This is a genomic window from Pusillimonas sp. MFBS29 (assembly GCF_020687695.1).
In the GTDB taxonomy this organism is placed as follows: domain Bacteria; phylum Pseudomonadota; class Gammaproteobacteria; order Burkholderiales; family Burkholderiaceae_B; genus Pusillimonas_C.
In genome coordinates this window covers 79,765-103,433 of sequence record NZ_JAJEWL010000008.1, presented here as the reverse complement: position 1 = coordinate 103,433, position 23,669 = coordinate 79,765, and the positions used below count along the sequence as shown (strand labels likewise).

Annotated in this window: 22 protein-coding genes; 9 read left to right on the top strand and 13 right to left on the bottom strand. The window is 57.1% G+C overall.

What is annotated here, in order from left to right; all coding sequences use genetic code 11:
* Positions 1 to 29: 29 nt before the first annotated feature.
* Entirely contained in the window at positions 30 to 2,876 is a 2,847-nt protein-coding gene (locus LKR43_RS12805) for an adenosylcobalamin-dependent ribonucleoside-diphosphate reductase (protein ID WP_227684459.1), read from the top strand.
* Between the two features lie 15 nt (positions 2,877 to 2,891).
* Here LKR43_RS12805 and LKR43_RS12800 read toward each other — a convergent pair whose 3' ends face one another.
* From LKR43_RS12800 to LKR43_RS12755, 10 genes are all read right to left on the bottom strand, one after another.
* On the bottom strand, positions 2,892 to 3,632 hold the full coding sequence (locus LKR43_RS12800; RefSeq protein WP_227684458.1) for a transglycosylase SLT domain-containing protein: 741 nt from the start codon (positions 3,630 to 3,632) through the stop codon (positions 2,892 to 2,894).
* A gap of 124 nt (positions 3,633 to 3,756) precedes the next feature.
* Entirely contained in the window at positions 3,757 to 4,722 is a 966-nt protein-coding gene (locus tag LKR43_RS12795; RefSeq protein WP_227684457.1) for a D-glycerate dehydrogenase, read from the bottom strand.
* Between the two features lie 33 nt (positions 4,723 to 4,755).
* A complete protein-coding gene (locus LKR43_RS12790; RefSeq protein ID WP_227684456.1) occupies positions 4,756 to 5,148 on the bottom strand; it encodes a nuclear transport factor 2 family protein in 393 nt (130 codons plus the stop codon).
* 29 nt (positions 5,149 to 5,177) lie between these two features.
* The gene (locus tag LKR43_RS12785; RefSeq protein ID WP_227684455.1) at positions 5,178 to 6,419 is read right to left on the bottom strand and encodes an NAD(P)/FAD-dependent oxidoreductase; all 1,242 of its coding nucleotides are present in this window, start codon (positions 6,417 to 6,419) and stop codon (positions 5,178 to 5,180) included.
* Positions 6,416 to 6,742: a non-heme iron oxygenase ferredoxin subunit gene (locus LKR43_RS12780; RefSeq protein WP_227684454.1), complete on the bottom strand. Its 327-nt coding sequence runs from the start codon at positions 6,740 to 6,742 to the stop codon at positions 6,416 to 6,418. The genes LKR43_RS12785 and LKR43_RS12780 overlap by 4 nt, the downstream gene beginning before the upstream one ends.
* Positions 6,739 to 8,004, bottom strand: coding sequence for an aromatic ring-hydroxylating dioxygenase subunit alpha (locus LKR43_RS12775; RefSeq protein ID WP_227684453.1), 1,266 nt, complete (start codon positions 8,002 to 8,004; stop codon positions 6,739 to 6,741). The genes LKR43_RS12780 and LKR43_RS12775 overlap by 4 nt, the downstream gene beginning before the upstream one ends.
* A gap of 23 nt (positions 8,005 to 8,027) precedes the next feature.
* Positions 8,028 to 8,525 carry an aromatic-ring-hydroxylating dioxygenase subunit beta gene (locus LKR43_RS12770; RefSeq protein ID WP_227684452.1) on the bottom strand — a complete coding sequence of 166 codons (498 nt, stop codon included), beginning with the start codon at positions 8,523 to 8,525 and terminating at the stop codon, positions 8,028 to 8,030.
* Positions 8,526 to 8,549: 24 nt separating this feature from the next.
* Positions 8,550 to 9,668, bottom strand: a complete 1,119-nt coding sequence (locus LKR43_RS12765) for a cupin domain-containing protein (RefSeq protein ID WP_227684451.1) — start codon at positions 9,666 to 9,668, stop codon at positions 8,550 to 8,552.
* Between the two features lie 33 nt (positions 9,669 to 9,701).
* Positions 9,702 to 10,691, bottom strand: coding sequence for an ornithine cyclodeaminase family protein (locus LKR43_RS12760; protein WP_227684450.1), 990 nt, complete (start codon positions 10,689 to 10,691; stop codon positions 9,702 to 9,704).
* Between the two features lie 10 nt (positions 10,692 to 10,701).
* Complete coding sequence (locus LKR43_RS12755; protein ID WP_227684449.1) at positions 10,702 to 11,544, bottom strand: fumarylacetoacetate hydrolase family protein; 843 nt, start codon at positions 11,542 to 11,544, stop codon at positions 10,702 to 10,704.
* A gap of 178 nt (positions 11,545 to 11,722) precedes the next feature.
* On the opposite strand from LKR43_RS12755, the gene LKR43_RS12750 reads away from it, so the two are divergent.
* The 5 genes from LKR43_RS12750 (at position 11,723) to LKR43_RS12730 (ending at position 17,613) form a co-directional block, all read left to right on the top strand.
* Complete coding sequence (locus tag LKR43_RS12750) at positions 11,723 to 12,484, top strand: GntR family transcriptional regulator (protein WP_227684448.1); 762 nt, start codon at positions 11,723 to 11,725, stop codon at positions 12,482 to 12,484.
* 94 nt (positions 12,485 to 12,578) lie between these two features.
* Entirely contained in the window at positions 12,579 to 13,619 is a 1,041-nt protein-coding gene (locus LKR43_RS12745; protein WP_227684447.1) for an ABC transporter substrate-binding protein, read from the top strand.
* 89 nt (positions 13,620 to 13,708) lie between these two features.
* The gene (locus LKR43_RS12740) at positions 13,709 to 15,427 is read left to right on the top strand and encodes an iron ABC transporter permease (RefSeq protein ID WP_227684446.1); all 1,719 of its coding nucleotides are present in this window, start codon (positions 13,709 to 13,711) and stop codon (positions 15,425 to 15,427) included.
* A gap of 13 nt (positions 15,428 to 15,440) precedes the next feature.
* Positions 15,441 to 16,526, top strand: a complete 1,086-nt coding sequence (locus tag LKR43_RS12735; protein ID WP_227684445.1) for an ABC transporter ATP-binding protein — start codon at positions 15,441 to 15,443, stop codon at positions 16,524 to 16,526.
* A gap of 25 nt (positions 16,527 to 16,551) precedes the next feature.
* Complete coding sequence (locus LKR43_RS12730; protein ID WP_227684444.1) at positions 16,552 to 17,613, top strand: mandelate racemase/muconate lactonizing enzyme family protein; 1,062 nt, start codon at positions 16,552 to 16,554, stop codon at positions 17,611 to 17,613.
* A 25-nt stretch (positions 17,614 to 17,638) separates the two neighbouring features.
* Here the strand turns inward: LKR43_RS12730 and hpaR are convergent, their stop codons facing one another.
* Positions 17,639 to 18,076, bottom strand: coding sequence for a homoprotocatechuate degradation operon regulator HpaR (hpaR, locus tag LKR43_RS12725; RefSeq protein ID WP_227684443.1), 438 nt, complete (start codon positions 18,074 to 18,076; stop codon positions 17,639 to 17,641).
* A gap of 36 nt (positions 18,077 to 18,112) precedes the next feature.
* Between hpaR and hpaH the strand changes: the two genes are divergently transcribed.
* Together hpaH and hpaI are read left to right on the top strand one after the other, a co-directional pair.
* A complete protein-coding gene (gene hpaH, locus LKR43_RS12720; RefSeq protein WP_227684442.1) occupies positions 18,113 to 18,916 on the top strand; it encodes a 2-oxo-hept-4-ene-1,7-dioate hydratase in 804 nt (267 codons plus the stop codon).
* 24 nt (positions 18,917 to 18,940) lie between these two features.
* Complete coding sequence (hpaI, locus tag LKR43_RS12715) at positions 18,941 to 19,747, top strand: 4-hydroxy-2-oxoheptanedioate aldolase (protein WP_227684441.1); 807 nt, start codon at positions 18,941 to 18,943, stop codon at positions 19,745 to 19,747.
* A 99-nt stretch (positions 19,748 to 19,846) separates the two neighbouring features.
* Here hpaI and LKR43_RS12710 read toward each other — a convergent pair whose 3' ends face one another.
* Both LKR43_RS12710 and LKR43_RS12705 read right to left on the bottom strand, forming a co-directional pair.
* A complete protein-coding gene (locus tag LKR43_RS12710; RefSeq protein WP_227684440.1) occupies positions 19,847 to 20,821 on the bottom strand; it encodes a tripartite tricarboxylate transporter substrate binding protein in 975 nt (324 codons plus the stop codon).
* 192 nt (positions 20,822 to 21,013) lie between these two features.
* Entirely contained in the window at positions 21,014 to 22,258 is a 1,245-nt protein-coding gene (locus tag LKR43_RS12705; RefSeq protein ID WP_227684439.1) for a CaiB/BaiF CoA-transferase family protein, read from the bottom strand.
* 287 nt (positions 22,259 to 22,545) lie between these two features.
* Between LKR43_RS12705 and LKR43_RS12700 the strand changes: the two genes are divergently transcribed.
* A complete protein-coding gene (locus LKR43_RS12700) occupies positions 22,546 to 23,661 on the top strand; it encodes an ABC transporter substrate-binding protein (protein WP_227684438.1) in 1,116 nt (371 codons plus the stop codon).
* Positions 23,662 to 23,669 lie beyond the last annotated feature (8 nt).

The following is a 23,669-nucleotide window of genomic DNA, read 5'->3' as shown; positions in this document are numbered from 1 at the left end:
AGAACATCCAAAAGTACCTAGGAAATATCATGCAACAATTGGAAAGCGCCGCCATTGCGTTGGCGGAACCGCAACTTATTTCCACTGAAGTCCTCATAGAAAAATACGCCAAAGGGGACGAAACCAATATTGGACAAGTGCGGGCCCGCGTGGCCCAGGCTCTGGCGCAGGTAGAACCTGCCAAGCAGCGTAAACGCTACGCTGAAGAGTTCCTGTGGGCCATGGACAATGGCTTCATTCCGGCCGGTCGGGTCAACAGCGCCGCCGGCACTGATCTGCAAAGCACCCTGATCAACTGTTTTGTGCAACCCGTGGGCGACTCGATCACCGAAGACGCCGACGGCAAGCCGGGTATTTATACGGCGCTGGCGCAAGCGGCCGAAACCATGCGCCGCGGCGGTGGCGTGGGCTACAACTTTTCCGCCATCCGCCCGCGCGGAGCGCGTGTCAAAGGCACGGGCAGCAGTGCATCGGGGCCCATTTCCTACATGCGCGTCTTCGATCGCTCCTGCGAAACCGTCGAATCCGCCGGTGCTCGCCGTGGCGCCCAAATGGCTGTCCTTAATGTTACCCACCCCGACATCATGGAGTTCATCACGGCCAAGCAAGAGCGTGGCCAGCTGAACAACTTCAACGTCTCGGTCGGGGTAACCGACGCCTTCATGCAGGCTGTCGAAACTGACGGCATGTTCGAGCTGTCGCATGTGGCCGAGCCCACGCAGGAACTTAAAGACGCCGGAGCCTATCTACGCGACGACGGCCAGTGGGTATACAAATCGGTGCGCGCCCAGGAGGTCTGGAACCTGATCATGCAGAGCACCTATGCTGCGGCAGAGCCAGGCGTGCTGTACCTCGACCGTATCAATCAGGAAAATAACCTTGCTTACTGCGAAGAGATCGAATCCACCAATCCTTGCGGTGAGCAGCCATTGCCCGACTATGGTTGCTGCTGCCTGGGCAGCCTGAACCTGGCGGCCTACGTTACCTCGCCATTCAGCGAAACCGCGGCATTCGACTTCGAAAAAATGCGCAAGGCCACCAAGCTGGCGGTGCGCATGCTCGATAACGTGCTGATTGCCACCAAATGGCCTCTTGAAGAGCAGCGCCGTGAGGCCGATGACAAACGTCGTCTGGGCCTGGGTTTTACCGGCCTGGGTGATACCCTGATCATGCTGGGCGTACGCTACGACACCGAGCAAGGGCGTGAACTGGCTGGCGAGTTTGCTCGCCAGATGCGTGACGCTGCCTACGAAGCGTCCATAGAGCTGGCCCAGGAACGGGGCGCTTTCCCCAAGCTGCAGGCCGAGGAATACCTGCGCAGCGAGTTCGCCCAGCGCCTTCCCGAACAGATCAAGCAGGCCATCCGCGAGCACGGCATACGCAATTCCCACCTGACTTCCATCGCGCCTACCGGAACCATCTCGCTGGCTTTCGCCGACAACGCGTCCAATGGCATTGAGCCGGCGTTTTCCTGGTTCTACAAGCGCAGCAAGCGCATGCCCGACGGCAGCAAGAAAGACTATACGGTCGAAGACCACGCTTACCGTGTCTATCGCGCCATGGGCGGAGACGTCGAGGCCTTGCCCGAAGCGTTCGTGTCGGCACTGGAAATTTCCGCCATCGATCACATGCTGATGGTTGCCGCCGTGGCACCCTATGTCGATGCGGCCATTTCCAAAACCGTGAACGTTCCGGCCGATTACCCCTACGACGACTTCAAAGACCTGTATATGCAGGCCTGGCATAAAGGCCTGAAAGGCATCACCACTTACCGGCCCAACAACATTCTGGGAGCGGTGCTGTCGGTGTCCAATGAACCCGAGGGCGCACCACAGCCCATCACTCTGTCCGAACAAGACAAGCGCCTGGTCCTGACCAAGGTTGCGAACTCGCCGCCGCTCGCCTCCCTGCGCTGGCCGTCGCGGCCAGGCCTGCCCTCCGGCGCGTCGGGCTGGGTCAGCGAAACCATACAGACCCCGCAGGGCGAATTCGCCGTCGTGGTGGCCGACAAGGATCGCGTACCCTTTGAGGTCTGGGTGCTGGGCGGGCAGCCTCCGCGCGGCCTCGACGCCATTGCCAAAACACTGTCCACCGATATGCGGGCCAATGACAGGGGCTGGTTGCGCAAGAAGCTGTCTGTGCTGGCCCACGCTTATGGCGACGGCTTCCAGATGCCCATGCCTCCCAATGGCGATCGGGTGCAGGTGCCCAGCGCAACTGCAGCCTTGGCACGACTGGTCGAGTGGCGCTATAACGATCTGGGCGCGCTCGACGAGCGCGAAAACGACCCGTCGCCGGTGCTTAACGCCTTGTTCGCACCCCATGAACCCAAAACGGGCACCGACGGTACCCTGGCCTGGGTCGCCGACGTGCGCAACCCGTCCACGGACGACGACTTCGTGCTGATGCTCAAGGAATTGCAGATGCCTGATGGCAGCCGTCGTCCTTACAGCATGTGGCTGACGGGCGGGCACCCGCGCGCACTCGACGGCTTGTGCAAGCTGCTTAGCCTTGATATGCGTGTGGTTGACCCGGCCTGGATAGGCATGAAACTGCGCAAGCTGCTGAACTACGCCGAGCCGCGTGGTGATTTCCTGGCGCGTGTGCCGGGCAGCGAAAAGCAGGCCAATTACCCGTCAACCGTGGCGTACGTGGCGCAACTGGTCATACATCGTTATGCCATGCTGGGTCTGCTGACCGAAGAGGGCATGCCCATCAAGGCCATGGGCGTGGTGGCCGCCGAGCCCGCCAGTCAGGCGGTTGCTGTTGAGCCCATGCAGGGCAAGCGCTGCAATGAATGCGGTAACCATGCCGTCATCAAGAAAGACGGCTGCGAGTTCTGCACGGTGTGTGGTGCGATAGGCGCTTGCGGCTAAATGCCTTGAATGGCGTCAGCCCGCTTCTGCAGCGGCTGACGCCTGTGCCATGGTTGCATTCAAGTTGGCCTGGTCGGCAAGCTGGGCCAGCTTGCGTGACTCTTTAAGAATCTTGTTGGTGTAACCGCGCGCATTGCCTGAGTACTTGCGCAGGGCCTTGGGCAGGCTGCCGTTGGCTGATTCAAGATATTCTTCCAGAACATCGGTGCCTACGCGCACATTCACCTTGGGGTCGAACAGCGATTCCGAAGAGTGCAGCTTTTCACGATGCCAGCGGCGTACGACCTGCATCAGGCCTTGGGCGCCATAACGACTTTGCACCTTAGGGCGAAAACCGCTTTCTTTCTGCATGATGGCAATCAGCAGCTCGGGTTCAATGCCATCGCGTTTTGCCGCTTCGGCCCAGGCAAGGTCCACATACTCGCGTAGTGACTTCGGATTCTGCCGGAATTTGGCTGCAAGATAATTGGCCTGTGCCTGTTTGGCAGCCTCTTCTATCAGTGCCTGTATACGCTGATCGCCCAGCTGCTCCAGTTGCGGAATGGGTGCTATCTGGTTTTCGGGCCACTGTTTCAGTGTAATGGGATTGGAAAATACGCCGTCCTGCAACGGCTTCAAAGTGTTGGCAAGCGCAACCGCAGGGATCGCCAGACAACACGTCAGCACCATGCTTAGAATGGGTCGGGAGATGTTGCGTTGCAGCGAAAAAGAGGGGAATCCTCGGGCAGGAAAAAGTGATTTTTGCTTGCTATTCATTGGACTGGAAATATGCGGCGCCGTAATTTTCTTTAATAATCATAACATTGCGCCATATTTCACGGTTTTTAACGATGTAAGGAAATGGTGCAAGGCGCTCTGCCGGACGCCTTGTTCCTGGCGTTCAGCGTATGCGATTTTCGGGCGTTTCGCCGGAATAGTGCGCTTTGATGCTGGAGCACAATAGTTCAGCCATGGCCAATCGTGTGCGCAGGGTGCTGCTGCCTATGTGCGGCAGGCCAAATACATTGGGCAGCTGCCGGTAGGCGGGGTGTATGTCGGGTTCGCCGGCAAATACATCCAGGCCGGCTGCCGCCACCACGCCGGTTTCCAGCGCATGCACCAGGTCTTCATCGCAAACGATATCGCCGCGCGAAATATTGCACACAACGGCATTGGGCGGCAGAAGCTGCAGAATCTCTCTGTTGACCAGCCCTTGGGTGGAAGGACTGGCAGGGCAGGCGATGCACAGGAAGTCGCTTTCCCGTGCAAGGCTTTCCAGGGTGGAATGATATTGTGCGCCAGACTCAAGTTCGGGCCCAAGCCGGTTGCGGTTATGGTAGTGAACCGTCATGTCGAAGCCGCGAGCGCGTCGGGCGATTGCACGGCCTATGCGACCCATGCCAAGTATGCCCAGCCGGCTGCCCCATACTTCACGTCCAATCAGTTGCCTTGGGCTCCAGCCCTGCCAGGTGCCTTCGCGGATGAGCTCTATACCTTCGATTACACGCCTTGCGGCGCCCAGCATGAGCAGCCAGGCGGCATCGGCGCAAGCTTCGTCAAGCACTCCCGGTGTACTGAATACGGCAATGCCCCGGGCCTCCAGGGCATCAAGATCCAGATGGTTGTTGCCAACGGAATAGGTACACACCACTTTGACGGATGCAGGTAGTCTTGCGACTGCTGCCTGGTCCAGTGGGTCGGTTGCGGTCAGTACGACAACGTCTGCGCCTTGGGCGTGCTCGATCAGTTCGTCGGTGCTCAGTACTCGGCCCATGTCGTTATAGGCCGCATCGAACTGACTGGTGAAAAAGTCCAGGACTTCCGGGGGAAAATTGCAGGCGACGTAGAGTTTGGGTTGCGTAGTCATTTTTCTCCGGAAAGTTTCAGGCCTGGCAGGCGGCTATAGGTGCTTCTTGCTGCGTTTGTGCGTCAGCACCCAGCTATCATCACGCAGTGAAAAAGTGTCTTCGCTGCGCAGTATGGTTTTCAGCTGCAAACCGCCCGACGGGTGCTGGTTGTCGTATACCGTCAGATAATACACAGCAGATGCCGTTGTAGCATCTTCCATGGTGACGTGCAGATTGCTGCACTGATGCGACGTAATGCGATCGGGATTGCGCTCGGCCAGGGCGGCACGAATCTGGTCCGGGCCAGTCAGTGTCTTGCCCTGCCTTAGCCATACGGTGTCGGGTGCCACGCAGGCAAGCAATTCGTCGGTATCGCCCTGGTCCAGGTTAAGGTAGAAGCGGGCTATGGCTTGCGCGCATTGGCTGTACGGTATTGAAGTCGACATAGATACCTTGAAGATCTTTTTGTTAACGGTCAGGCGACCAGGTTTGTTGCGGCAAGCTGTTTCAGCGGGATCCCGGGGTCGGCCAGATCGGCCGCTCCAGCCCGCAGCCCACGCTCGACCAGTTGCTTTGCAAAACGGTAGTCACGACCTGCATTCATGCCTATGACGCCTGCGACTACCTCATCTGCAGTCAGATAGAAGCGTAATGTGCCGCCGTTGGGCATGGTACGCATGGCGGTGATGGCTCCGCCGTGCACATGTCCTGCAATCTGGATGAACTGATCGAACTGTTGTGACCACAACATGGGCGTTGGCCGGTATTCGACTTCCTGGCCCAATATTGAGCGTGCAACGGCCATGCCCTGGTCCTGGGCGTTTTGCCAGGATTCCAGGCGCGACAGGCCCGGTGCACCGGCGGTTTCCATGACCGCGACGTCTCCGGCCGCGTAGATAGCGGGATCATTGGTCCTGCATTGTCCGTCGACCTGAATGCCATGGTTGTTGCAGATCAGGCCGGCCTGGCGGGCCAGTTCATCGTTGGCGAGCAGGCCTGCAGCCATGATGACGTGGTCGCACTGAAGCGTTTGCCCATTTGAAAGTTCGGCGCTCAGGCCCTGTTCCGCTGCATTGATGGCCAGGACCTGTGTGCCAAGCAAAATGCGGGACTGCTGACTGGTATGCAGATCATGCAGGACTTCTGATACGTCGGCGGTGATACTGCGCTGGCATACCCGGTCGGCAAACTCAACGATGGTGACCGGGCAACCGAGTTGTCGGGCAGAGGCGGCAACTTCCAGGCCTATCCAGCCGCCGCCTATCACAAGCACATGGCCTGGCCGGGTGGTGAGAGCCTGTTTCAGGCGCAGCGCATCGTCCAGCGACCTGAGGGTATGAACGCGTTCGTCATCCATGCCCGGAATGGGAAGCTGGCGAGCGCGTCCGCCCGTGCACAGAATGAGCTTATCGTATGGTAGATGCTCGCCGCCAGTCAGCACCACTTGCTGTGTGGTGCGCTCGATGGCGACGGCTTCGGCACCCAGTCGGGTTTCGACATTGAGTGATTCCAGCGTTGCGTGGTCAACAATGGTCAGCGCTTCCGGTTCGCTTTGCCCAAGCAGAATCTCTTTGGAAAGCGGAGGCCTTTCGTAGGGGGCGTGTGTTTCTGCGCCCACCAGTACGATGCTTCCCTGATAACCTTCATCGCGCAAGGTGCGGGCAGCCCAGCCACCGGCCTGGCCCGCCCCGACGATCACCACGCGATTGGTCGTCATGGGTTGGCCTCGACGTAAATCGTGTCGCCCTCGACCTTCACCGGGTAGACCCTGATGGGTTCCTTGCACGGTGCCGTAACAGCAGCGCCGGTGCGAATGTCGAAGCAGCCTTGATGCAGGGGGCATTCAATCAGGCCGTCTTCAATATAACCCTCGGCCAGGCTGGCCTGGCCATGCGTGCAGCGATCCTGCGTTGCATGGACCGTGTCGTCCAGCTTGTACAGGCAGACCGCCTCGCCCTCGACCATGACACGCAAGGTGCCCGTGTCGGGTGAAATGTCGGATACGCTGCCTACGGCTATCCAGTTCTCTGTGCTGCTCATAGTCCCATTGCTCCACGATAATATTGATAGAAGGCGCGGATCAGGACCTCGCTGACCATGTAATCGGCGGGCTCGGTATCGCGACCACCCATTTCGACCACACTGACGCTATCCGGGTAACCCGAGATGCCGGTCTGAACCTGTTTGAGCATTTCACTGTCGTCCATAGACACAAAGCCGGCAGGACCAAGCAGGTTGGCATGTTTCAGGCGCAGACGGGTCATTTCCTCATCGTCATCTTCATAGCCGTAATACGTAAACACCAGCTCATGGGCACCAGGGCCACGTGGAATGACGTGACGGGTCTTCAACGAGTTGGCCTGAATGCCGAACTGTGCTGCGGGGAAAACCCAGGCACCACCGACGCGACCACGGTTGAACTCGGCGCGAGGAGTCACCGTCTCCAGGTCGTGAATTTGCAGGTCGTCGCGAAAGCGTTGCATTTCCGCGGTGGCTTCAGTCTTCTTCTTGCCTTCGTTGTGTGAAACCATGACGCTGTGGGCGCCACCACCTGTAGGGATGCACTCCGACTTGGAGTCGGCACGCCACAGGCCAAACGTAATGTAGAAGGAGTGGAGCAGGGTGGCATGGTAAGGATCCTTGAGGTTTTCAAGGTACATCTTCCAGTTGCTGGGGATCAGCTGGCGGCTGTAGCCAAGCAGTTTGAGCTTCTTGCCGGGCAGCATGTGGTCGATCTCGGCCAGCACCTCTTCACCGCAATATTCTTCGAAGCTGGGCGCTTCATCAGAGAAGGTGGCCCAGATGGAGCCGCCGCGGTTTACGGCGCGCAAGCGATTGATGCCGAATTTCTTCAGATCGAAGTCTTTGGGCATGCCGCCCTTGCCCAGGGCGCCACGACGAAACGGAATGCCTTGCAGGTTGCCGTCCAGGTCATAGTTCCACTGGTGGTAGGGGCAGGTAAAGTCCTTGACGGTCCCCGTGTTCTGCCAGCAAATCTGGGCGCCCTTGTGTGCGCAGCGATTTTCAATGACATTGATTTCGCCTTGCTCGTTGCGCACCATAATAACGGGGCGGTCACCTATCCATTGGCGCTTGTAGCTGCCGACTTCGGGTACTTCGCATTCCAGGCCCACATAGTTCCATGTCTTGCCGGCGAAGAACACGTCCATCTCTTTCTGGTAGACGGCGGGGTCGGTATAGACCCAGGCCGGGATGCGTGTATGGCCTTCTTCTGGCCAGCGTCGGTTGATGACTATGGGTGCCTTGACGACGGTCGGCGTATGTTCGTGAGTACAGCTCATGTTCAAATTCTCCTTGTCCGGGCTTAAACCGGAACGATCATCGAGTTGCGGATGCGATAGTTGTCGTAGACGCAGTCACGGCGCTGCAGCAGCAGGCCCTTGTCGGTGCGTACGATTACATCCTGGTATTGGCCGACCAGATTGACTGTGGGCTCCTGGTCGGACAGCGCTTCGGTGATCATGAAATTGGCTTGTGACTTGATGACGTCGCCTTCGATGCTGTTGATGTGTACGCCACTGATGAAGTGACGCAGCATGCGGGGCTCGTACATGGTGGTTTCATGTATGGCGGTGACACGATCGACCAGCATGTTCTTGTTCATGCAGTAGATCAGGCCCAGGGGCAGATTGGCCTGCATGTTCTCCCGGGAAATCACACGGTAGTGGCAATCGTCGGTAAAGAAATTGACCCAGTCTTCGAGCCTGAACTCGTCCAGACAGGTTCCGTAATCATCGTAAAAATCGCGCAAGGTGGTGCGCAATGCGGACACTTGGGTGTCGGCTTCCAGAACGGCATTCATATTCAGACTCCTGTGTAGCGGCGATCAGCCGGCAGTGGTGAGTTGCGCACGGTTGCTTTCAAAACCGACTTGACGACCCAGCGTGAGAATCGGCTCTTTGATACGTTCCTGCCAGATCAGGGATTCCATAGCAATCTGCAGCGGATGGTCCTGTATCGTCAGGGCTGACGTGACCTGATCGCCGGAGTGGTGCGAGTGCATGGCCCAGCCGGGTGCGGACAGAATCAAGTCACCTTCTTTCCATTCCAGGCGCTCGCCATTGACTTTGCTGTATCCGCGTCCGCGCAGGTAGTAATTCATTGCGGCCGAACTATGGCGATGAGGAACGTGGTGAGTGTCGGGTGGCGACGAAGAAATGGTGGCGAAGAAGCTGTGTGTCGTACCGATGCGGCGTTCGGTGGCCGGGTTGTACAGCACGAAGAGGCGGCGCCCGTTGTAGCCCTTGGCGATGTCTTCAACCGAAGGCAGGTAGCTGGAAACCTTGGACCATGGCCAGTGCAGCGATTTGGATTCGATCACGTCGATGTCGATCAGCCATTCATAGCCCAGCAGCCAGGCACCTTCTTCAGTAATCTGCTCGCGCAGGGCCAGATCGCGCGCGCGCGGACCGGACTGGCCAGGTGTAGCCGGCAGCGATGTACCGGCATCGGCCGGAGGCACATCGCCTTCGAATTCTTCCACGTAGTGGACTTCAAGCTTTTCCAGCAGCGGTGCGTTCGAGTACGACAGGCGCACCCAGGGGGTATTGCTGTCGTTGTAATAGCTGTGGATGGACATGGACGGTGTGTTCCACACATCAAAGCGCGATACCCGCGTGCTTTTCCCGTCACAGACGGCAACGCCACTGCCTGCGATACAGATTTCCACCATATTGGAATTCTTGCGCAGATTGAAGGTGCGCTCGCCCGGATTCAGGACGTTGATCGTTACGTCAATGCCCGGGGCCAGGCCCAGACCCGGTTTGGCCGCCTGCGGGTGAACGATCATGCTGGCGCGTCGACCATTGTCCGGCTTGGCGATATCCTGCAGGCGGGCAGCTTCCAGCTCGATCGCCTCTTTGGGAATCACAATGGATGGCCACATGTTTTGTTCACGTGGGGCTGCGCCGCTTACATCGACGAACTGATGGGTTTGATTGCTCATGATTATTCCTCGGGTATGACGATGATTGGTGTATTACTTAAGCAGAAGGTTCTCGCGAGTCTGGGGCGGCAAGGCGATCCCCAGATTCCGCTCGATCGCACGTTCGTAGACGCGACCCGCAACAGCCAGGTCAGACATACCCATGCCCATGCCCTTGAAGATGGTCAGTTGTGCATCGGCAGGGCGACGCAGGCCTTGGGCAAGCAGATTGCTCAGCACGGCCACATCGGTCCAGGTGGAACCGTCGGTGCCCAGCAATTCACGCAATTCGCGTGAGCCTCGCACGGCATTTTCCTTGTCGTCGACAGCGATGAGATCAGCGCTTTGCATGACTGCCTGGTCTACTTCAGCCTTGGTTGCCAGAATAGCTCCGACCGCATTCAGATGTTTGCAGGTGGTCATGTGGGCGGGCGTCAGGAATGGATCGGTGGCGCGAGTAATGGTCGTCGCAATTTCGGCGCCATCCATTGCCGCCTCGAGAGAGTCGCAGGCACGCAGCTTGAACGGATAACGCGAAGCCAGCTTTTCAACAAAAGCCTGACGTTTTTCAGGTGTCGGGCTATAGACACGAACCTCGCTCAGTTCGCGGACGGCGGCCAGTGTGGAAAGCTGAGTGACGGCCTGGGGGCCAGTGCCGATCAGCGCGGCAATATGGCTGTCCTGGGGGGCCAGAACCGATGTGGCCACGCCGCTGATGGCTGCCGTGCGCATCATACCCAGGGCACGGGCCTCTATCAGTGCCAGCAGACGGCCGTTCTCGCTGTCGAACAGACTGTACATGGAGCCGCCACCCTTCTTGGTGTAGACCCAGGTCTTGAATCCGCACTGACCGTCTTCAGTCATGACCGACCCCAAGGCGTGCATCGAGCTGCCATCGCCCCAGGTGCCCAGGGCCTTGGGCACGTTCTTCACTTTGCCGTGACCTTGTGCAGTAAGCATGCCTTGCAGGGCGTCTATGGCTGCGGGCATGTCGAGCACCGAGACCACGTCCTGTTCGGTGAGATAGAGAACTCCTTCGTGCATCGTGTTTCCTTTATGAGCTGAGCTGTTCATTAATGACCGGCGTGCGCAATACACCCATGCCAGATACAGAGACCTCCAGGATGTCTCCTTCTTTCATGAACAGCGGTGGGGTGCGTTTGGAGCCTATCCCTTCGGGTGTGCCCGTAGCGATGAGGTCTCCCGGCCGCAGCACACAGAACGTGCTGATGTATGCAATCAGTGTGGGAATCGGGAAAATAAGATCCGAAACGCTTGCATCCTGCACTGTCTGGCCGTTCAGGCGTGTTGTCAGTTGCAGCGTGGCTGGATCAACGCCGGCGGGCGTGATCCACGGCCCGATTGAACCGCTGGACGCAAAGTTCTTGCCCGCTGTGACCTGGGTGGTGTGCTTCTGGAAGTCACGCACGGAGTTCTCTGCCATGCAGGTATATCCGGCAACATAGTCCATGGCCTGCTCTGGTGCAATATGCCGGCCCTCGCGTCCGATGACCACCACGAGTTCGCCTTCGTAGTCGAACTGCCCGGAATGAACGGGCTTTACGATAGCCTGCTCATGCCCGACGAAAGAATCCAGGTGGCGCAGAAAGAGGGAAGGGTGATCGGCCTGAGACTTGCCTGTCTCTTGTACGTGGCGGCCATAGTTCAGACCAACGCAAAGAATCTTTGAATGGGCCTCGACAGGGGGCAGCCACTGGATCTGATCCACAGGTATGCCGGTGCCGGCAGCGTCCTTGGCTGCGCGCAGCAGGGCGTCCGTCCCCTGAGCCAGACCCTGGTCGAGCGTGGGCCATCGGGCATCCAGGGAAAAAACCTGCTTCTCGTCGGTAAGCCCCCAGTGGCATTGACCTTGATGTGTATAACGGGCGATACGCATTTGCTTCCTTGATCGCTGAGTGTATGTATATTGCATACAATAACTCGAAATTAAGGCGATAATTAGTTAATCGGTTAAATTATTGCATGCAATCATTCTGTTTTCAACCAAATTGCATACAATACGCTTGAGTCTGGGTGATGCATGGCTCGAACGACAACTCACCAGGGGAACTTATATGGCTGTGCAAACTGATCGTGTGATATCTGAGCTGCGGGATCTGATTCTGTCCGGTCAGGCGCAGCCAGGCGAGCGGCTGACCGAACTTGGGTATGCCGCCCGACTGGGTGTTTCGCGTACGCCACTGCGCTTGGCCTTCGCCGAACTTGAAAAAGAAGGGCTGCTCGAGCGCATGCGTTCGGGCGGCTATCGTGTGCGCACGTTTTCCATGTCTGATATTGCCGATGCCGTCGATGTTCGAGGACTGCTCGAAGGCATGGCCGTGCGGCTGATTGCCGAGAACGGACTGAGTCAGGACGTGCAGGCATCGCTGGAGGCAATCGTACGTCTGGGACGCGAGCTGGTTGACCGGGCCACCAATTCAGACAGTCGCATGGTTGACGCCGAAGCGTGGCGGCGGCTGAACCAGCGCTTTCATGAAGTGTTGGTAGATGCTTGCGGTAACTCCGCCCTGGTTTCGGCGCTGGATCATAACAACAAGCTGCCCTTCGTGGGGCCTGGCTCACTGACCTTGCCGCTGGTTCCGACCCGGCTCGAAACCTCATTCGTGGCGCGAGCCCAAAGCGACCACGAAGATGTTCTGCAGGCGCTGATAAATCGTCAGGCCAATCGCGCCGAAGCTCTGATGCGCGAGCACGCCTATCGCAGCCGGCAGAACAAGCGCCAATTAATCGAGGAGCTGCGCCAGCAGCGGGAAAGCCGTGGAGACCTTCCGGATATCGGTCCGGCCGAACTCGTGGCCCATGCCATAAGCGCCTGACGAATTAAAGAATTATTGAGTGATGCTTGCTTGTTGAGCAGGCAAAAGCGGCATGCTATATTAGTACACGCGTTAACTAATTATGGAGGCAAGCATGAAAAAATTTCGCACCCGCCTGAAGGCATTGGCACCTGTTCTCGCTATGGCTGCGGCAGGGTTCTGTACCGGGGCACATGCGCAAAGCGCAGAAGTTATGGATAGGTTGGCAAAAGCGGCCGTGGCCAATGGCCAGCAAATCACATGGTATGAGAGCTCTCCTGAGGATCAAATCGCTAAAGTACTGAAAGGGTTTGCCAAGGAGTATCCCGATGTCAAAGTTCGGTATGTGCGCTTGGTTGGTGGCAACGAACTCGCATCACGGGTCATTCAGGAAGAACAGGCATCGGGAAAAAGCGCAGATGTCCTGACCGGCGGACCTGATCACCTGTGGCAGCTACATAATCGTGGCCTGTTGAAAGACCTGAGCGCAGAGAATCTGGGCCTGCCGGAGAAACTTCTTCCTGCTTCTTACGCAGTGCCGACAACGGCTTCGGTATATGTCCAGATATGGAATACAGGATTGGTCAAGGAGGCGGATGTCCCCACAACCTGGGACCAGCTTATCGATCCCAAATGGAATGGAAAGATCGGCAGTTGGGTGCGCGCGGCAGCGTTTGCGCAGCTGGCCAGCAAGTGGGGCGAGGAAAAGGCCGAGAAAGAGCTCCGTGAGCTGGTCACAATGAAGCCCTATCTTTTCAAGTCGACATTCCCTCTGGCACAAGGTGTGGCATCCGGCGAGGTCGATATAGCGATTGGCTTCTATCATTCAATGCAGCCGGTCTTGAAAGCTGGTGCGCCAGTCAACTTTCGTTTGCTCGACCCAACACCCATGCACACTATCTCGAGCGGCATAACAAAATCGTCGGTAAACCCGGATGCAGCCATGTTGCTGGCCTTATGGTTGATGACGGATGAGGGTGCCAAAATCTACGAAAGTGCAACGTCCCGGGGCAATCCGCTGGTACCCAGCACGGAAACTTATAAGATGTTGCAAGGGAAAGAAGTGGCTGAATGGTCTTTCGACGACACGGAGAAGTTGGCCGGTCTGAACGAAAAATATAACGCGATTCTTGCGGACGGCCCCAAGGCCCGATAAGTCGAACTCGCCTGCACACTGCCTTAATCGCAGTTATGCGCGCGGTGCCTTGATGGTGTCGCGTGCCTTCCCCATAGGATACTAGCAGTATGAAGTCTGGTTCAGCAGCACAGAATCGATTCTCGAACGGCCTGCCTGTATTGGTCGTTCTTTTGGTTCTGGCTTATCTTGTATTGGTTCCCCTCGGGATCCTTATTGTTAGTAGCCTGACGCCGTCGGGCCTGCCTTTCGATCCCGGTTGGACCATAGGGAATTACTTTACTGTATACGGTGACCCAGAGTTCTGGAAAATGGTGTGGACCACTGTGCAGTTTGCAGTGGGTTCCATGCTGGGGGCGATGGTGCTGGGTGTTGCCTTGGCCTGGGCGGTCGAACGTACTGATCTGCCCGGCAAGCGCGGCTTGCGCATTTGCCTGACTTTGCCTATGGCCATCCCTCCGTTTTTGTTGGCGATTGGCTGGATTCTGCTGTTGAGCCCTCGTATAGGCTTCATCAATACCTTGATTCGAGACATAACCGGCATAGATGATTTTTCCATCAATATTTATTCGCTGGGTGGAATGATCTTTGTTCAGGCCTTGTCTCTGGTTCCTTCAACCTTTCTTATTCTGTGCCCCGCCTTTCGGAACATGGATCCGAGTCTTGAAGAGGCCGCCATGGCGTCGGGCGCAGGACGCTACAAGCTGTTTCGTCGAATTTTTGTGCCGCTGCTGTCGCCGTCGTTGCTGGCTGCCGCCATTTTCATGCTGATGGTGGGGTTCTTGGTGTTCGACGTTCCTGGCACATTGGGCATGCCCGTCAATATCTTTGTGCTGTCCAGCCGTATTGTTTACCTGGCCACGGATAGCGCCGGAGGCATGTCGGCTTACCACATCATCAGCACGATAGCGGTCTTCTTCCTCGTCATTCTGTTGTTGCAAGCCTGGGCATATCATCGGCTCACACGCAACGCAAGCCGCTTCGTTACCGTCACCGGCAAGAATTTCCGGCCTCGTCTGATCAAGCTTGGACGCTGGAAGCTGCCTGTACTTGGCGCTATTTTTGTCTATTTCTGCCTGGCGACCATTATTCCGCTGGGAATACTGGGGTGGACCAGCCTGATGCCATGGTTGATGCCACCCTCGATGAAGGCGATCAGTCTGGCAAGTTGGTCCAATCACCTGGCCTTTTTCACCAATTCCCTCACATTGCGTGCGTTGGGCAACTCGCTGCTGATAGGCATCGTAGCGGCGACCGTGGTGGCGTTGTTTTCGGTATTGGTTTCCTGGATTGTTGTGCGCAAGGGGGGCAAGAGCGGAAAAGTTGTCGACTTTCTGGCTTTCCTGCCTATAGCGATACCTGGAACCATGATAGGTGTTGCCCTGGTCTATGTGTATCTGAATATGCCGTTCCTTAGCGTGTACGGCAGTGTCTGGATCATCGTGATCGCCTATATCACTACCTATATTCCTTTCGGAACGCGCAGCACCAACTCGGTCATGTTGCAGCTACACAAAGAGCTGGAAGAGGCTGCAAGGACTTCAGGCGCATCATGGGGACGTGTAATGCGTCGAGTCGTTCTGCCGCTTACCCTGCCTGCAGCTCTGGCTGTATGGATCTGGGTTATTGCACACTGCATACGTGAGCTGTCCTCTGCGTTGCTCTTGCAAGGCGGTGAAAACCAGACGCTGCCGGTGGTGTTGTGGAATTTCTGGGTCGGCGGTGAGCCGAACAAGGCTGCTGCAGTGGGACTGTGGCTGGTGGTATTGCTGTTCCTCACTATGCTCATATGGCAGATGTGGGGCGGTCGTAAAGCTGATAATCGATAATTGAGAGGCAAAAGTGTTACGTATAGCGGACTTGCAGGTTCATTACCCGACCGAGCACGGAGTAGTCGAGGCGGTAAAGTCGATCGGCCTCGAAATTCAAGAGGGTGAGTTTTGTACATTTCTCGGCCCTAGCGGCTGCGGGAAAACAACGACACTGCGTTGTATTGCTGGCCTGGAAGAGCCTACAAAAGGGCATATATCGTTGAACGGCGAGGATGTCTTCAATAGTCAGTCTGGTGTCAATGTACCGACGCACAAGCGCGATTTGGGCATGGTGTTCCAGTCGTACGCGATTTGGCCGCACATGAGTGTTTATGAAAATGTGGCGTTCCCGTTGGAGGGCGCCGGCATGGACAAGAGCGAAATTCGAAGTCAGGTCGCCCGTGCGCTCGAAATGGTGGGTCTTGGTGACTTTGCCGCGCGCTCGGCCACTCAATTGTCAGGCGGCCAACAACAGCGGGTGGCACTTGCACGGGCCATCGTGCGTAACGGCAAAGTATTGCTGCTGGATGAGCCTTTGTCCAACCTGGATGCAAAGCTGCGCGAGCAGATGCGCGGTGAGTTGCGCGAACTGCAGCTCAAGCTCAGGACAACGACCGTTTTTGTGACGCACGATCAGGACGAGGCGCTGGCCATGTCTGATCGCATTGTCGTGATGAATAAAGGCGCGATTGTTGAGCAGGGTACACCCACCGAGCTTTATCACACACCTCGCCATTTATTCACTGCCCGCTTCATCGGCAAAGCTGACGTTTTCGAATGTGAGCATCTCGGTGCCGAAGACGGGATGGGTCGAGTCAGAACCTCTCTGGGAGATTTCAGCGTCAGTGATCCGCATTCCCTTGGCAAGCGCGCTGGATATGTGATGGTGCGCCCTGAGGCGGTCGAAATCTTGCCTGAGGGTTCGCAGGGAGTTAACTGCGTGGCGGCAACGGTCATTCGGCGCGTGTTTGTGGGCCAAAAAACAGAGTATGAATTTTCCACGGCAGGCAACACCAAGCTAAGTGCCGTCTCACCGTCCTACATAGATCTGCCGATAGGCCGCCAGGTCACCTTGCAATTCAAGCCCGAGCGCAGCGTGCTGCTGGAAAGAGATTAACCAACTATAAGTCAGGAGAGGGACCATGAACGGTCTGCAATTAAAGCCTTATAACCAGCATCTGAAGGTGCCGTACCGCTGGTCCAAGGGCACACAGTACGTACGGCGTGGCTTCCTCGTGCGTGCGGAGATTGATGGCCACGTGGGTTGGGGTGAGGCGGCTTTGCCTCCTCATGTTGTTTTTGACGGCTGGAGCTTTGCTGCGCACTGCGCGGCCTTGCTTAACGGCCTGGATCCGGCAGACGAGAGTTTCTTCAAGGAGCTGGACTTGCGTGAGGTCTCGGCACGAGTACGGTGCGGCCTTAGCTCGGCTGTACTCAGTGCAAGGGCTGCAGCGCAAGGCGTAACGTTGGCAAGTTATTTGGCGGGGGATTCGACACCGGCTGATCGCGTGCCAGTCAATGATTTGATTGGGGATGCTGATCCCGAAGTATGCGTACAAAGGGCAAAAGACGCCATTGCTATCGGGCAGGATACTGTCAAGGTTAAATGCACTGACGAGCGAGAGCTGGATATTGAGCGAATCAGAGCCCTGCGCAATGCTTTCCCGGACCTGCGCATTCGACTCGATCCGAACGAGTCCTGGCATCTGGATTGGGCGCTCGAGCAGATTCACGCGATGGAGCAGTTCAATATCGATTACATCGAAGAGCCATTTCCTCGGGGTACTGATCTAAGCACTTATGCTGAGCTGTCGAGCAAAACGAGTATTCCACTTGCGCTTGACGACTCTACCCGTTCGCCATTCCATGCGCGTCGGGCTATCGAGATGAAGGCAGCGAAGGTGTTGATTCTCAAGCCGCCACGTTTGGGTGGACCAGATAGAACGGCTGAAGTGATCAGAATGGCGCGTGACTCGGGTACGCGTTGTGTGGTGACTGCCAGCCTGGAAACGTCGATAGGCTTGCACCTTGCATTGCACTGCGCTGCCTTGCTGCAACAACCGATCGAGCCTTGTGGCATGGGTACAGCGCGATTCTTCAGCAACGATGTTGCAGAACCGCCTCCCATTGTGAATGGTTTCATGACGGTTCCGCCTACGCCAGGCCTGGGAATCGATCTGCAGCCATGGTGGGATAAGAACTAAGGCACTGGCGACTGCATGATCTGGATCAAGAATTCTTGATCTTGTCCATCATGTTGTCGACATTGCTATAAAGCGATGTAAGTAGTTTGGGGCCTATGGTGGCCTCAAGCTCGCGGTAAACGGCCTCGATTTTGGGGCTCAGGCGGGTGACTGTTTTGCGCCCTTTGGCACTAAGACGTATGACTTGTCTGCGCAAGTCCTCCGGATCGGGGTGGCGCTCTATGAGCGTGGCTTCATCCAGTACCCGCAGCATGCGGGTCAGGCTGGGGGCAAGCACTTGCGCACGTTGTGCCAAAGTTGCCGCGTCGAGATTTTTTTCTTCGTGGAGGGTACGCAGAACCCGCCATTGCTGTTCGGTAAGCCCCGCATCGTTCAGGATCGGGCGAAATCTCTGCATAAGGGTTTCGCGTGCTGAAAGGAATAAATGCGGCAGGTTACGGTGTTTGAAGGCGTTGTTGGACATGCGTCATGAGCTGAAATTAGTTAACAGGAGTAGTCAGTGTTGGATCAAATAATAATTCAGGATATCGCAAATCAGCTCGAAGAGAGCGAAAAAAGTTGCCAGCAGATCAGACAGGTGTCGCTACAGTACCCCGAAATGACAATGGATGACGCCTATGCCATTCAGCACGCATGGGTAAAGCGCAAGATCAACGACGGGCGTGTTGTGCGAGGCCATAAGGTAGGACTGACCTCGCGGGCGATGCAGCTTGCCTCCAATATTTCCGAGCCTGATTTTGGTGTGCTGCTTGACGATATGTTCTATACGGACGGGGCGCAGCTGCCCTTCGATCGCTTTATTGTTCCGCGTGTCGAGGTAGAGCTGGCTTTCGTGTTGGGCAGTGATTTGAAAGGACCGAATGTGACGCTGGTCGACGTATTGCGGGCTACCGAGTATGTGATGCCGGCCCTGGAAATCATTGATGCCCGCTTCCATCAGGTTGACCCGGAAACCAAGTCTACACGCAAGGTGCTGGACACCATTTCCGACAATGCAGCCAATGCTGCGGTGGTTACCGGAGGCCGCGCGGCGCGTGTTGATGAGCTGGATCTACGCTGGATTGGCGCTGGGCTTATCTGTAACGGCATAATTGAAGAAACCGGTCTGGCTTTCGGCGTGCTGAATCACCCGGCCAACGGTGTTGTATGGCTGGCGAACAAGCTGGCACAAGTGGGCGTTGGCCTGAAAGCGGGGCAGACGATACTTTCGGGATCCTTCACGCGTCCGGTGTTCGCCCGCAAGGGGGATGTATTCTGCGCCGACTATGGTGCGCTGGGCACCATTAACTGTCGCTTTATTTAATTAAATTAAAACGGAAGGTTCACCATGCAGCATCCTGCGAACTCATTCAAGCGCGCATTGCGCAATGGCGAGGCCCAGATAGGCCTCTGGCAAGGTCTGGCCAGTTCATACACGGCAGAGTTGTGTGCCACGGTAGGCTACGACTGGCTTTTGATCGACGGCGAGCATGCGCCCAATACCATACAGACCGTATTGAGCCAGTTGCAGGCGGTGGCAGCCTACCCGGTTGCACCTGTGGTGCGTCCGGCCTGGAATGATCCGGTCGAACTGAAGAGGCTGCTCGATATCGGAGCACAGAACCTGCTGATTCCCATGGTGCAGAATGCCGACGAGGCGCGTGCTGCCGTGGCGGCGGTCCGTTACCCGCCTGAGGGCGTGCGAGGCGTAGGTGCTGCGTTGGCCCGGGCATCCCGATGGGGCGGCGTATCTGACTATCTTGCGAGAGCCAACGACGAAATCTGCCTGCTCTGTCAGGTAGAAACGGCCAGTGCCCTGCAAGAGCTTGACGGCATCCTGGCCGTAGAAGGCGTCGATGGCGTCTTCATCGGTCCAGCTGACCTGGCTGCGAGCATGGGTCATACCGGCAACCCGGGGCATCCGGATGTCAAGACAGCCATTTCTGATGCGATTGTGCGTATCCGCAAGGCCGGCAAGGCTGCAGGGATTCTGCAAGGAGATATCGCCCTGGCGAAGCAATACCTGGAGCTCGGCGCACAGTTTGTGGCCGTCGGGGTTGATGCGGTCTTGCTGCGACGTGCTGCAACCGACTTGCTGGCGCAGTTCAAGCACAATATTGAGTCGGTCCCCAGCCAGCCTGGCTCGGCCTACTGAATCGCGAAGCTTAAATAAAAGGGCGGGTGCGCTTTAAGTCGCACCCGCCCTTTTTATCGGCCATGTGCGCCTGAGATGCACATGGTTGCCCGGCTCCAGTTAGTCTATTTGTACGCTGGCCTTTTTGACGACTTCGCCAAGACGCTTATATTCTTCTTGCACAAATGCCTTCAGCTCTTCGCGCGATGTCGTTGCAGGTGTTGCGCCGCGCGAGGTCAGTATCCCGGTGGTCTCTGGACGGGCAACTGCAGCTTTGACCGCTTCATTCAGCTTGTCCAGCGTTGCGGTCGGCGTGCCCTTGGGTGCATAAATGGCGTCCCAGGCAAAGAAGTAGTAGCCAGGCACTCCGGCTTCATCCATCGTCGGGATTTCAGGATGGGAATCCGCGCGCTCTTTGGTGGTTACGGCCAAAGGCAGCAAAGTACCTGCAGCAATCTGGCCGGCCAGATTGGGCATGACATCGATCAGCATGTCGATCCGTCCGCCCAGCAGGTCGGTCATTGCCGCAGCGCCGCCTTTGTACGGGATATGCAGGATCTTGACACCCGTCATTTGCTTGAACAGTTCGCAGGCAATGTGCGAGGTCGTGCCATTGCCTGCAGAGCCACAGGTCAGCTGCTCGGGATTTGCCTTGCCGTAGGCGATCAGATCCTTGACCGACTGGATATTTGTGCCGGGCTGAACCACCAGCGCGGCAGCAATGGTGGTCAGGCGCGAGATGGGCTCCAGGTCGTCGATGGTGAAGCCGGGATCCTTGTAGATCCAGTGATTGATGGCGCCTGTGCCATTGGTGCCATAGGCCAGCGTGTAGCCGTCGGGTTTGGCCCGGGTGACCGAGGCCGTACCAATATTGCCACCAGCGCCGGGGCGGTTCTCTACCACAATGGTCTGGTTTAGCGTTTTGGACAGGGCGTCGGCGTAGATGCGGCCCAAGGTGTCACCACCGCCGCCGGCGGCGAAAGGTACCATCAGGGTAACGGCGTGGTCGGGGTAGGTATCGGCTTGGGCAGGTGCGGCAACGCTCAGGGCCATGGCAATGCCAAGGCTGGCGGCGGTCAGAATGGGATGAGGCATGTTGTCTCCAGTAAATTACGTTTGCCGGTACCGGTCCGCTCTGTATCAAGCTCGATTCGCCGGCAGCGTCAAGGCATTTCAGGTAATGGCCGGCAGAATGCAGGCATTTTGATTCATTAACGTGTGTAGTAATTTATCATACGAACACAGGGCGGTTCAAGCGCCCTGTGTCTGGAAACCGCAATCCGGGGGTTAAGCGTCTGCTTTTGCCTTTTCCCGCACCGGTGCCCACGGGAAGCTGTCTGGCTGGGCAGCGACTACTGCGTCAGCTTCCAGCATGGCCTGGCACTCTTCGGCGGACAATCCTGCTGACTCAAGTACTTCCAGCGTGTGCTCGCCAAGCTCGGGCGGCGAAAGCGTCTCAATGGCGGCCGTATTCTTTGTTACGCATGGGAACTCGGGAACTTCGAATTCCAGGCCGCGCAGCCCTACGTCGCGCAGTTTACCGGGTTGACGGGCCTGCTCGGGTTCAAGCACACGCTCGAGCGGCAGCACTTCGGTGAAGCCCACGCCGGCCGCACTTAGCTTGGCAACCACCTCATCGTAGGAACAGGCGGCGACGGCCTGCTTGACGATATCTTCCACCTGTTCGCGTGCCTTCTTGCGGTTGCGCAAGGTCGCCAGGTGTTCGTCGTTGGCTTGAGGCAGGCTCATGGCCGTGCAGAATTTGAGCCAGTGGGCGTCAGTGAGCATCAAAAGGTAGATCCAGCGTTCGTCGCTGGTCTGGTAGGCGCCATAACCAGGCATGCTGAACTCGCCGTGAGGTTCTCTTTCCGGTTTACCCAGCAGCTGGGTCTTCAGTTGCACGCCCACCAGGTCTCGTGCAGCAACATGCAGGCCGATTTCATAAAGGCCGACTTCGACGGGAGACACTTCGTTGCCGGCGTTTTTCTGCAGCAACGAAGAGAGCACGCCGATGACGGCATAGGCCCCGGCGAACTGGTCGTGATAGGACGGCCCCAGGCGGCTGGGACGACCGTTGGTGCGGTTGCCTTCCATGACACCACTTGAGGCTTCTGCCACAGGATTGGATGCCAGATCGTTTTCTTGAGGGCCTTCGGCATAGCCGCGAATATGACAATAAATCAGATCCGGGTTGATCTCTTTGCAGATTTCGGGCGTAACGCCCAGCTTGCGTGCAGCCTTGGGTGCCAGGTTGTGTACCAGCACGTCAGCGGTGGCAAGCAGTTTTTGGAATGCGGTGCGCCCTTCTGGCTTGGACAGATCGATGCAGACGCTTTTCTTGCCGTGGCTGTAGGCAATGAAGGTGCCGCTGGGGCCACCACGCACCAGGCTGCGGGTAGGGTCTCCGCGAGGCGGCTCGACCTTGATGACCTCTGCGCCAAGTTGCGACAGGATATGGGAAGCAAAAGGGGCTGCCAGCATGGTGCCCAGCTCGATGACGCGACGGCCGTTTAATGGACGGGGATGTTGCATGGTAGTAGACTCCAATTGATCTAATCGATAATGCATTATATATTCTTTTATTAAAGAAACTATCAGCCTATATAAAAATCTAGCTGGCACTGGGGAAATCCCGAATTATTTGGCAAACTGAAAAATATATAATGCATTATTAAGGGCCAAAGAGTCCTCTTCCCATTCTTACAACCAGGAGGCACATCGTGCAAAGACGGACATTTCTTACAGGCTGCACTGCTGCTGCAGCGACATTTTCCCTACCCGGAATAGTGCGGGCCGCAGATAGTGCGCCGGGTATTGACATGGCCAGCAAGACCGTGACTATCGGTGCCTTCACGCCTATTACCGGCCCGGTTCCGTTCTATGCGATTCTTACGCACGCGGCGGATGCATGCTTCAAGTGGGCGAACGAAACCAACGCGCTGGACGGCTGGAAGATCAAGTTCGTTACCTACGATGACGGCTATGAGCCTGCACGCAGCGTGGCCGTTACACGGCGCCTGGTCGGAGAGGACAAGATTTTTGCGCTGGCGGCGCCAGTAGGTACGGCTCAGTCGGTTGCCGTAATTCCTTACGCCAAGGAAGTGGGCCTGCCAATGATAGGGCCCATCGGCGGAGCGACCGCATTATTCTCCGAGCGCCTGGTGTTTCCGCTCTTGCCCGACTACGGTTGGTCGGCAGCATCGAACCTCGATTTCGCCATCAATGATCTGAAGAACGAGCGCGTTGCCCTGTTGTGGGAAAACGATGAGCTGGGACGATCGGCCAAGCGTGGCTTTGACATGCATATGAAAACGCTGGGCAAGGAAGCCGCTGAATCGATTCCTTTCGAGGTACGCAATACCGATTTCACCCCGCATCTGCGCCGTATCGCCAATGCCAAGGCCGAGTCCGTGATTCTGTTCGGCTCCAATGCCAACCTGGCGGCTGCGCTTAAGGCTGCCGACAGGCTGGGCTTCAAGGCCAACTGGATGGCGCCGTTCTTCACGGCTGACCCAACCACTTACAAGCTCGCAGGTCCCTTGCTGGATGGCACCTATTTCTCCTCCTGGTTGCTGCCCGTTACGGCCGATGATCCGGGCATCAAGGCTTACCGTGAAAGCGTGGCCAAACACTATCCGGGCGATCCTATCGGTGTATTTGGCCTGAATGGCTGGAGTAACGCATCGCTATTCCTGACCGGTTTCAAGGCTCTGCTGGATAGCGGCAAACCGCTAACCAGAGCTTCGCTGGTCGATGTTATGGAGACCCTCCGGAATGTGACGGTTGGTGGTGCGCGTGGTGTGAGTTTTGAGAAGGGTGATCACCGCGGCGCTCGCCAGGAAGGGATTATTCAGGCCAAGGAGGGCGGCAAGTTTGAGCTGGTGCGCGATTTCAAACCTTTCCCGGCCGATGTTTTCAACGCAAAAGTAGGTTAACAAGAGGT

What these genes read in the sequence shown, in the direction of transcription:
- LKR43_RS12750 (WP_227684448.1), top strand. Translation starts at nt 11,723, where the DNA reads ATGGCTGTGCAAACTGATCGTGTGATATCTGAGCTGCGGGATCTGATT.
- hpaR (WP_227684443.1), bottom strand. Translation starts at nt 18,076, where the DNA reads ATGTCCAACAACGCCTTCAAACACCGTAACCTGCCGCATTTATTCCTT.
- LKR43_RS12775 (WP_227684453.1), bottom strand. Translation starts at nt 8,004, where the DNA reads ATGAGCTGTACTCACGAACATACGCCGACCGTCGTCAAGGCACCCATA.
- LKR43_RS12770 (WP_227684452.1), bottom strand. Translation starts at nt 8,525, where the DNA reads ATGAATGCCGTTCTGGAAGCCGACACCCAAGTGTCCGCATTGCGCACC.
- LKR43_RS12740 (WP_227684446.1), top strand. Translation starts at nt 13,709, where the DNA reads ATGAAGTCTGGTTCAGCAGCACAGAATCGATTCTCGAACGGCCTGCCT.
- LKR43_RS12805 (WP_227684459.1), top strand. Translation starts at nt 30, where the DNA reads ATGCAACAATTGGAAAGCGCCGCCATTGCGTTGGCGGAACCGCAACTT.
- LKR43_RS12700 (WP_227684438.1), top strand. Translation starts at nt 22,546, where the DNA reads ATGGCCAGCAAGACCGTGACTATCGGTGCCTTCACGCCTATTACCGGC.
- hpaI (WP_227684441.1), top strand. Translation starts at nt 18,941, where the DNA reads ATGCAGCATCCTGCGAACTCATTCAAGCGCGCATTGCGCAATGGCGAG.
- LKR43_RS12745 (WP_227684447.1), top strand. Translation starts at nt 12,579, where the DNA reads ATGAAAAAATTTCGCACCCGCCTGAAGGCATTGGCACCTGTTCTCGCT.
- LKR43_RS12790 (WP_227684456.1), bottom strand. Translation starts at nt 5,148, where the DNA reads ATGTCGACTTCAATACCGTACAGCCAATGCGCGCAAGCCATAGCCCGC.
- LKR43_RS12730 (WP_227684444.1), top strand. Translation starts at nt 16,552, where the DNA reads ATGAACGGTCTGCAATTAAAGCCTTATAACCAGCATCTGAAGGTGCCG.
- LKR43_RS12760 (WP_227684450.1), bottom strand. Translation starts at nt 10,691, where the DNA reads ATGCACGAAGGAGTTCTCTATCTCACCGAACAGGACGTGGTCTCGGTG.
- LKR43_RS12705 (WP_227684439.1), bottom strand. Translation starts at nt 22,258, where the DNA reads ATGCAACATCCCCGTCCATTAAACGGCCGTCGCGTCATCGAGCTGGGC.
- LKR43_RS12710 (WP_227684440.1), bottom strand. Translation starts at nt 20,821, where the DNA reads ATGCCTCATCCCATTCTGACCGCCGCCAGCCTTGGCATTGCCATGGCC.
- LKR43_RS12795 (WP_227684457.1), bottom strand. Translation starts at nt 4,722, where the DNA reads ATGACTACGCAACCCAAACTCTACGTCGCCTGCAATTTTCCCCCGGAA.
- LKR43_RS12800 (WP_227684458.1), bottom strand. Translation starts at nt 3,632, where the DNA reads ATGAATAGCAAGCAAAAATCACTTTTTCCTGCCCGAGGATTCCCCTCT.
- LKR43_RS12765 (WP_227684451.1), bottom strand. Translation starts at nt 9,668, where the DNA reads ATGAGCAATCAAACCCATCAGTTCGTCGATGTAAGCGGCGCAGCCCCA.
- LKR43_RS12780 (WP_227684454.1), bottom strand. Translation starts at nt 6,742, where the DNA reads ATGAGCAGCACAGAGAACTGGATAGCCGTAGGCAGCGTATCCGACATT.
- LKR43_RS12755 (WP_227684449.1), bottom strand. Translation starts at nt 11,544, where the DNA reads ATGCGTATCGCCCGTTATACACATCAAGGTCAATGCCACTGGGGGCTT.
- LKR43_RS12785 (WP_227684455.1), bottom strand. Translation starts at nt 6,419, where the DNA reads ATGACGACCAATCGCGTGGTGATCGTCGGGGCGGGCCAGGCCGGTGGC.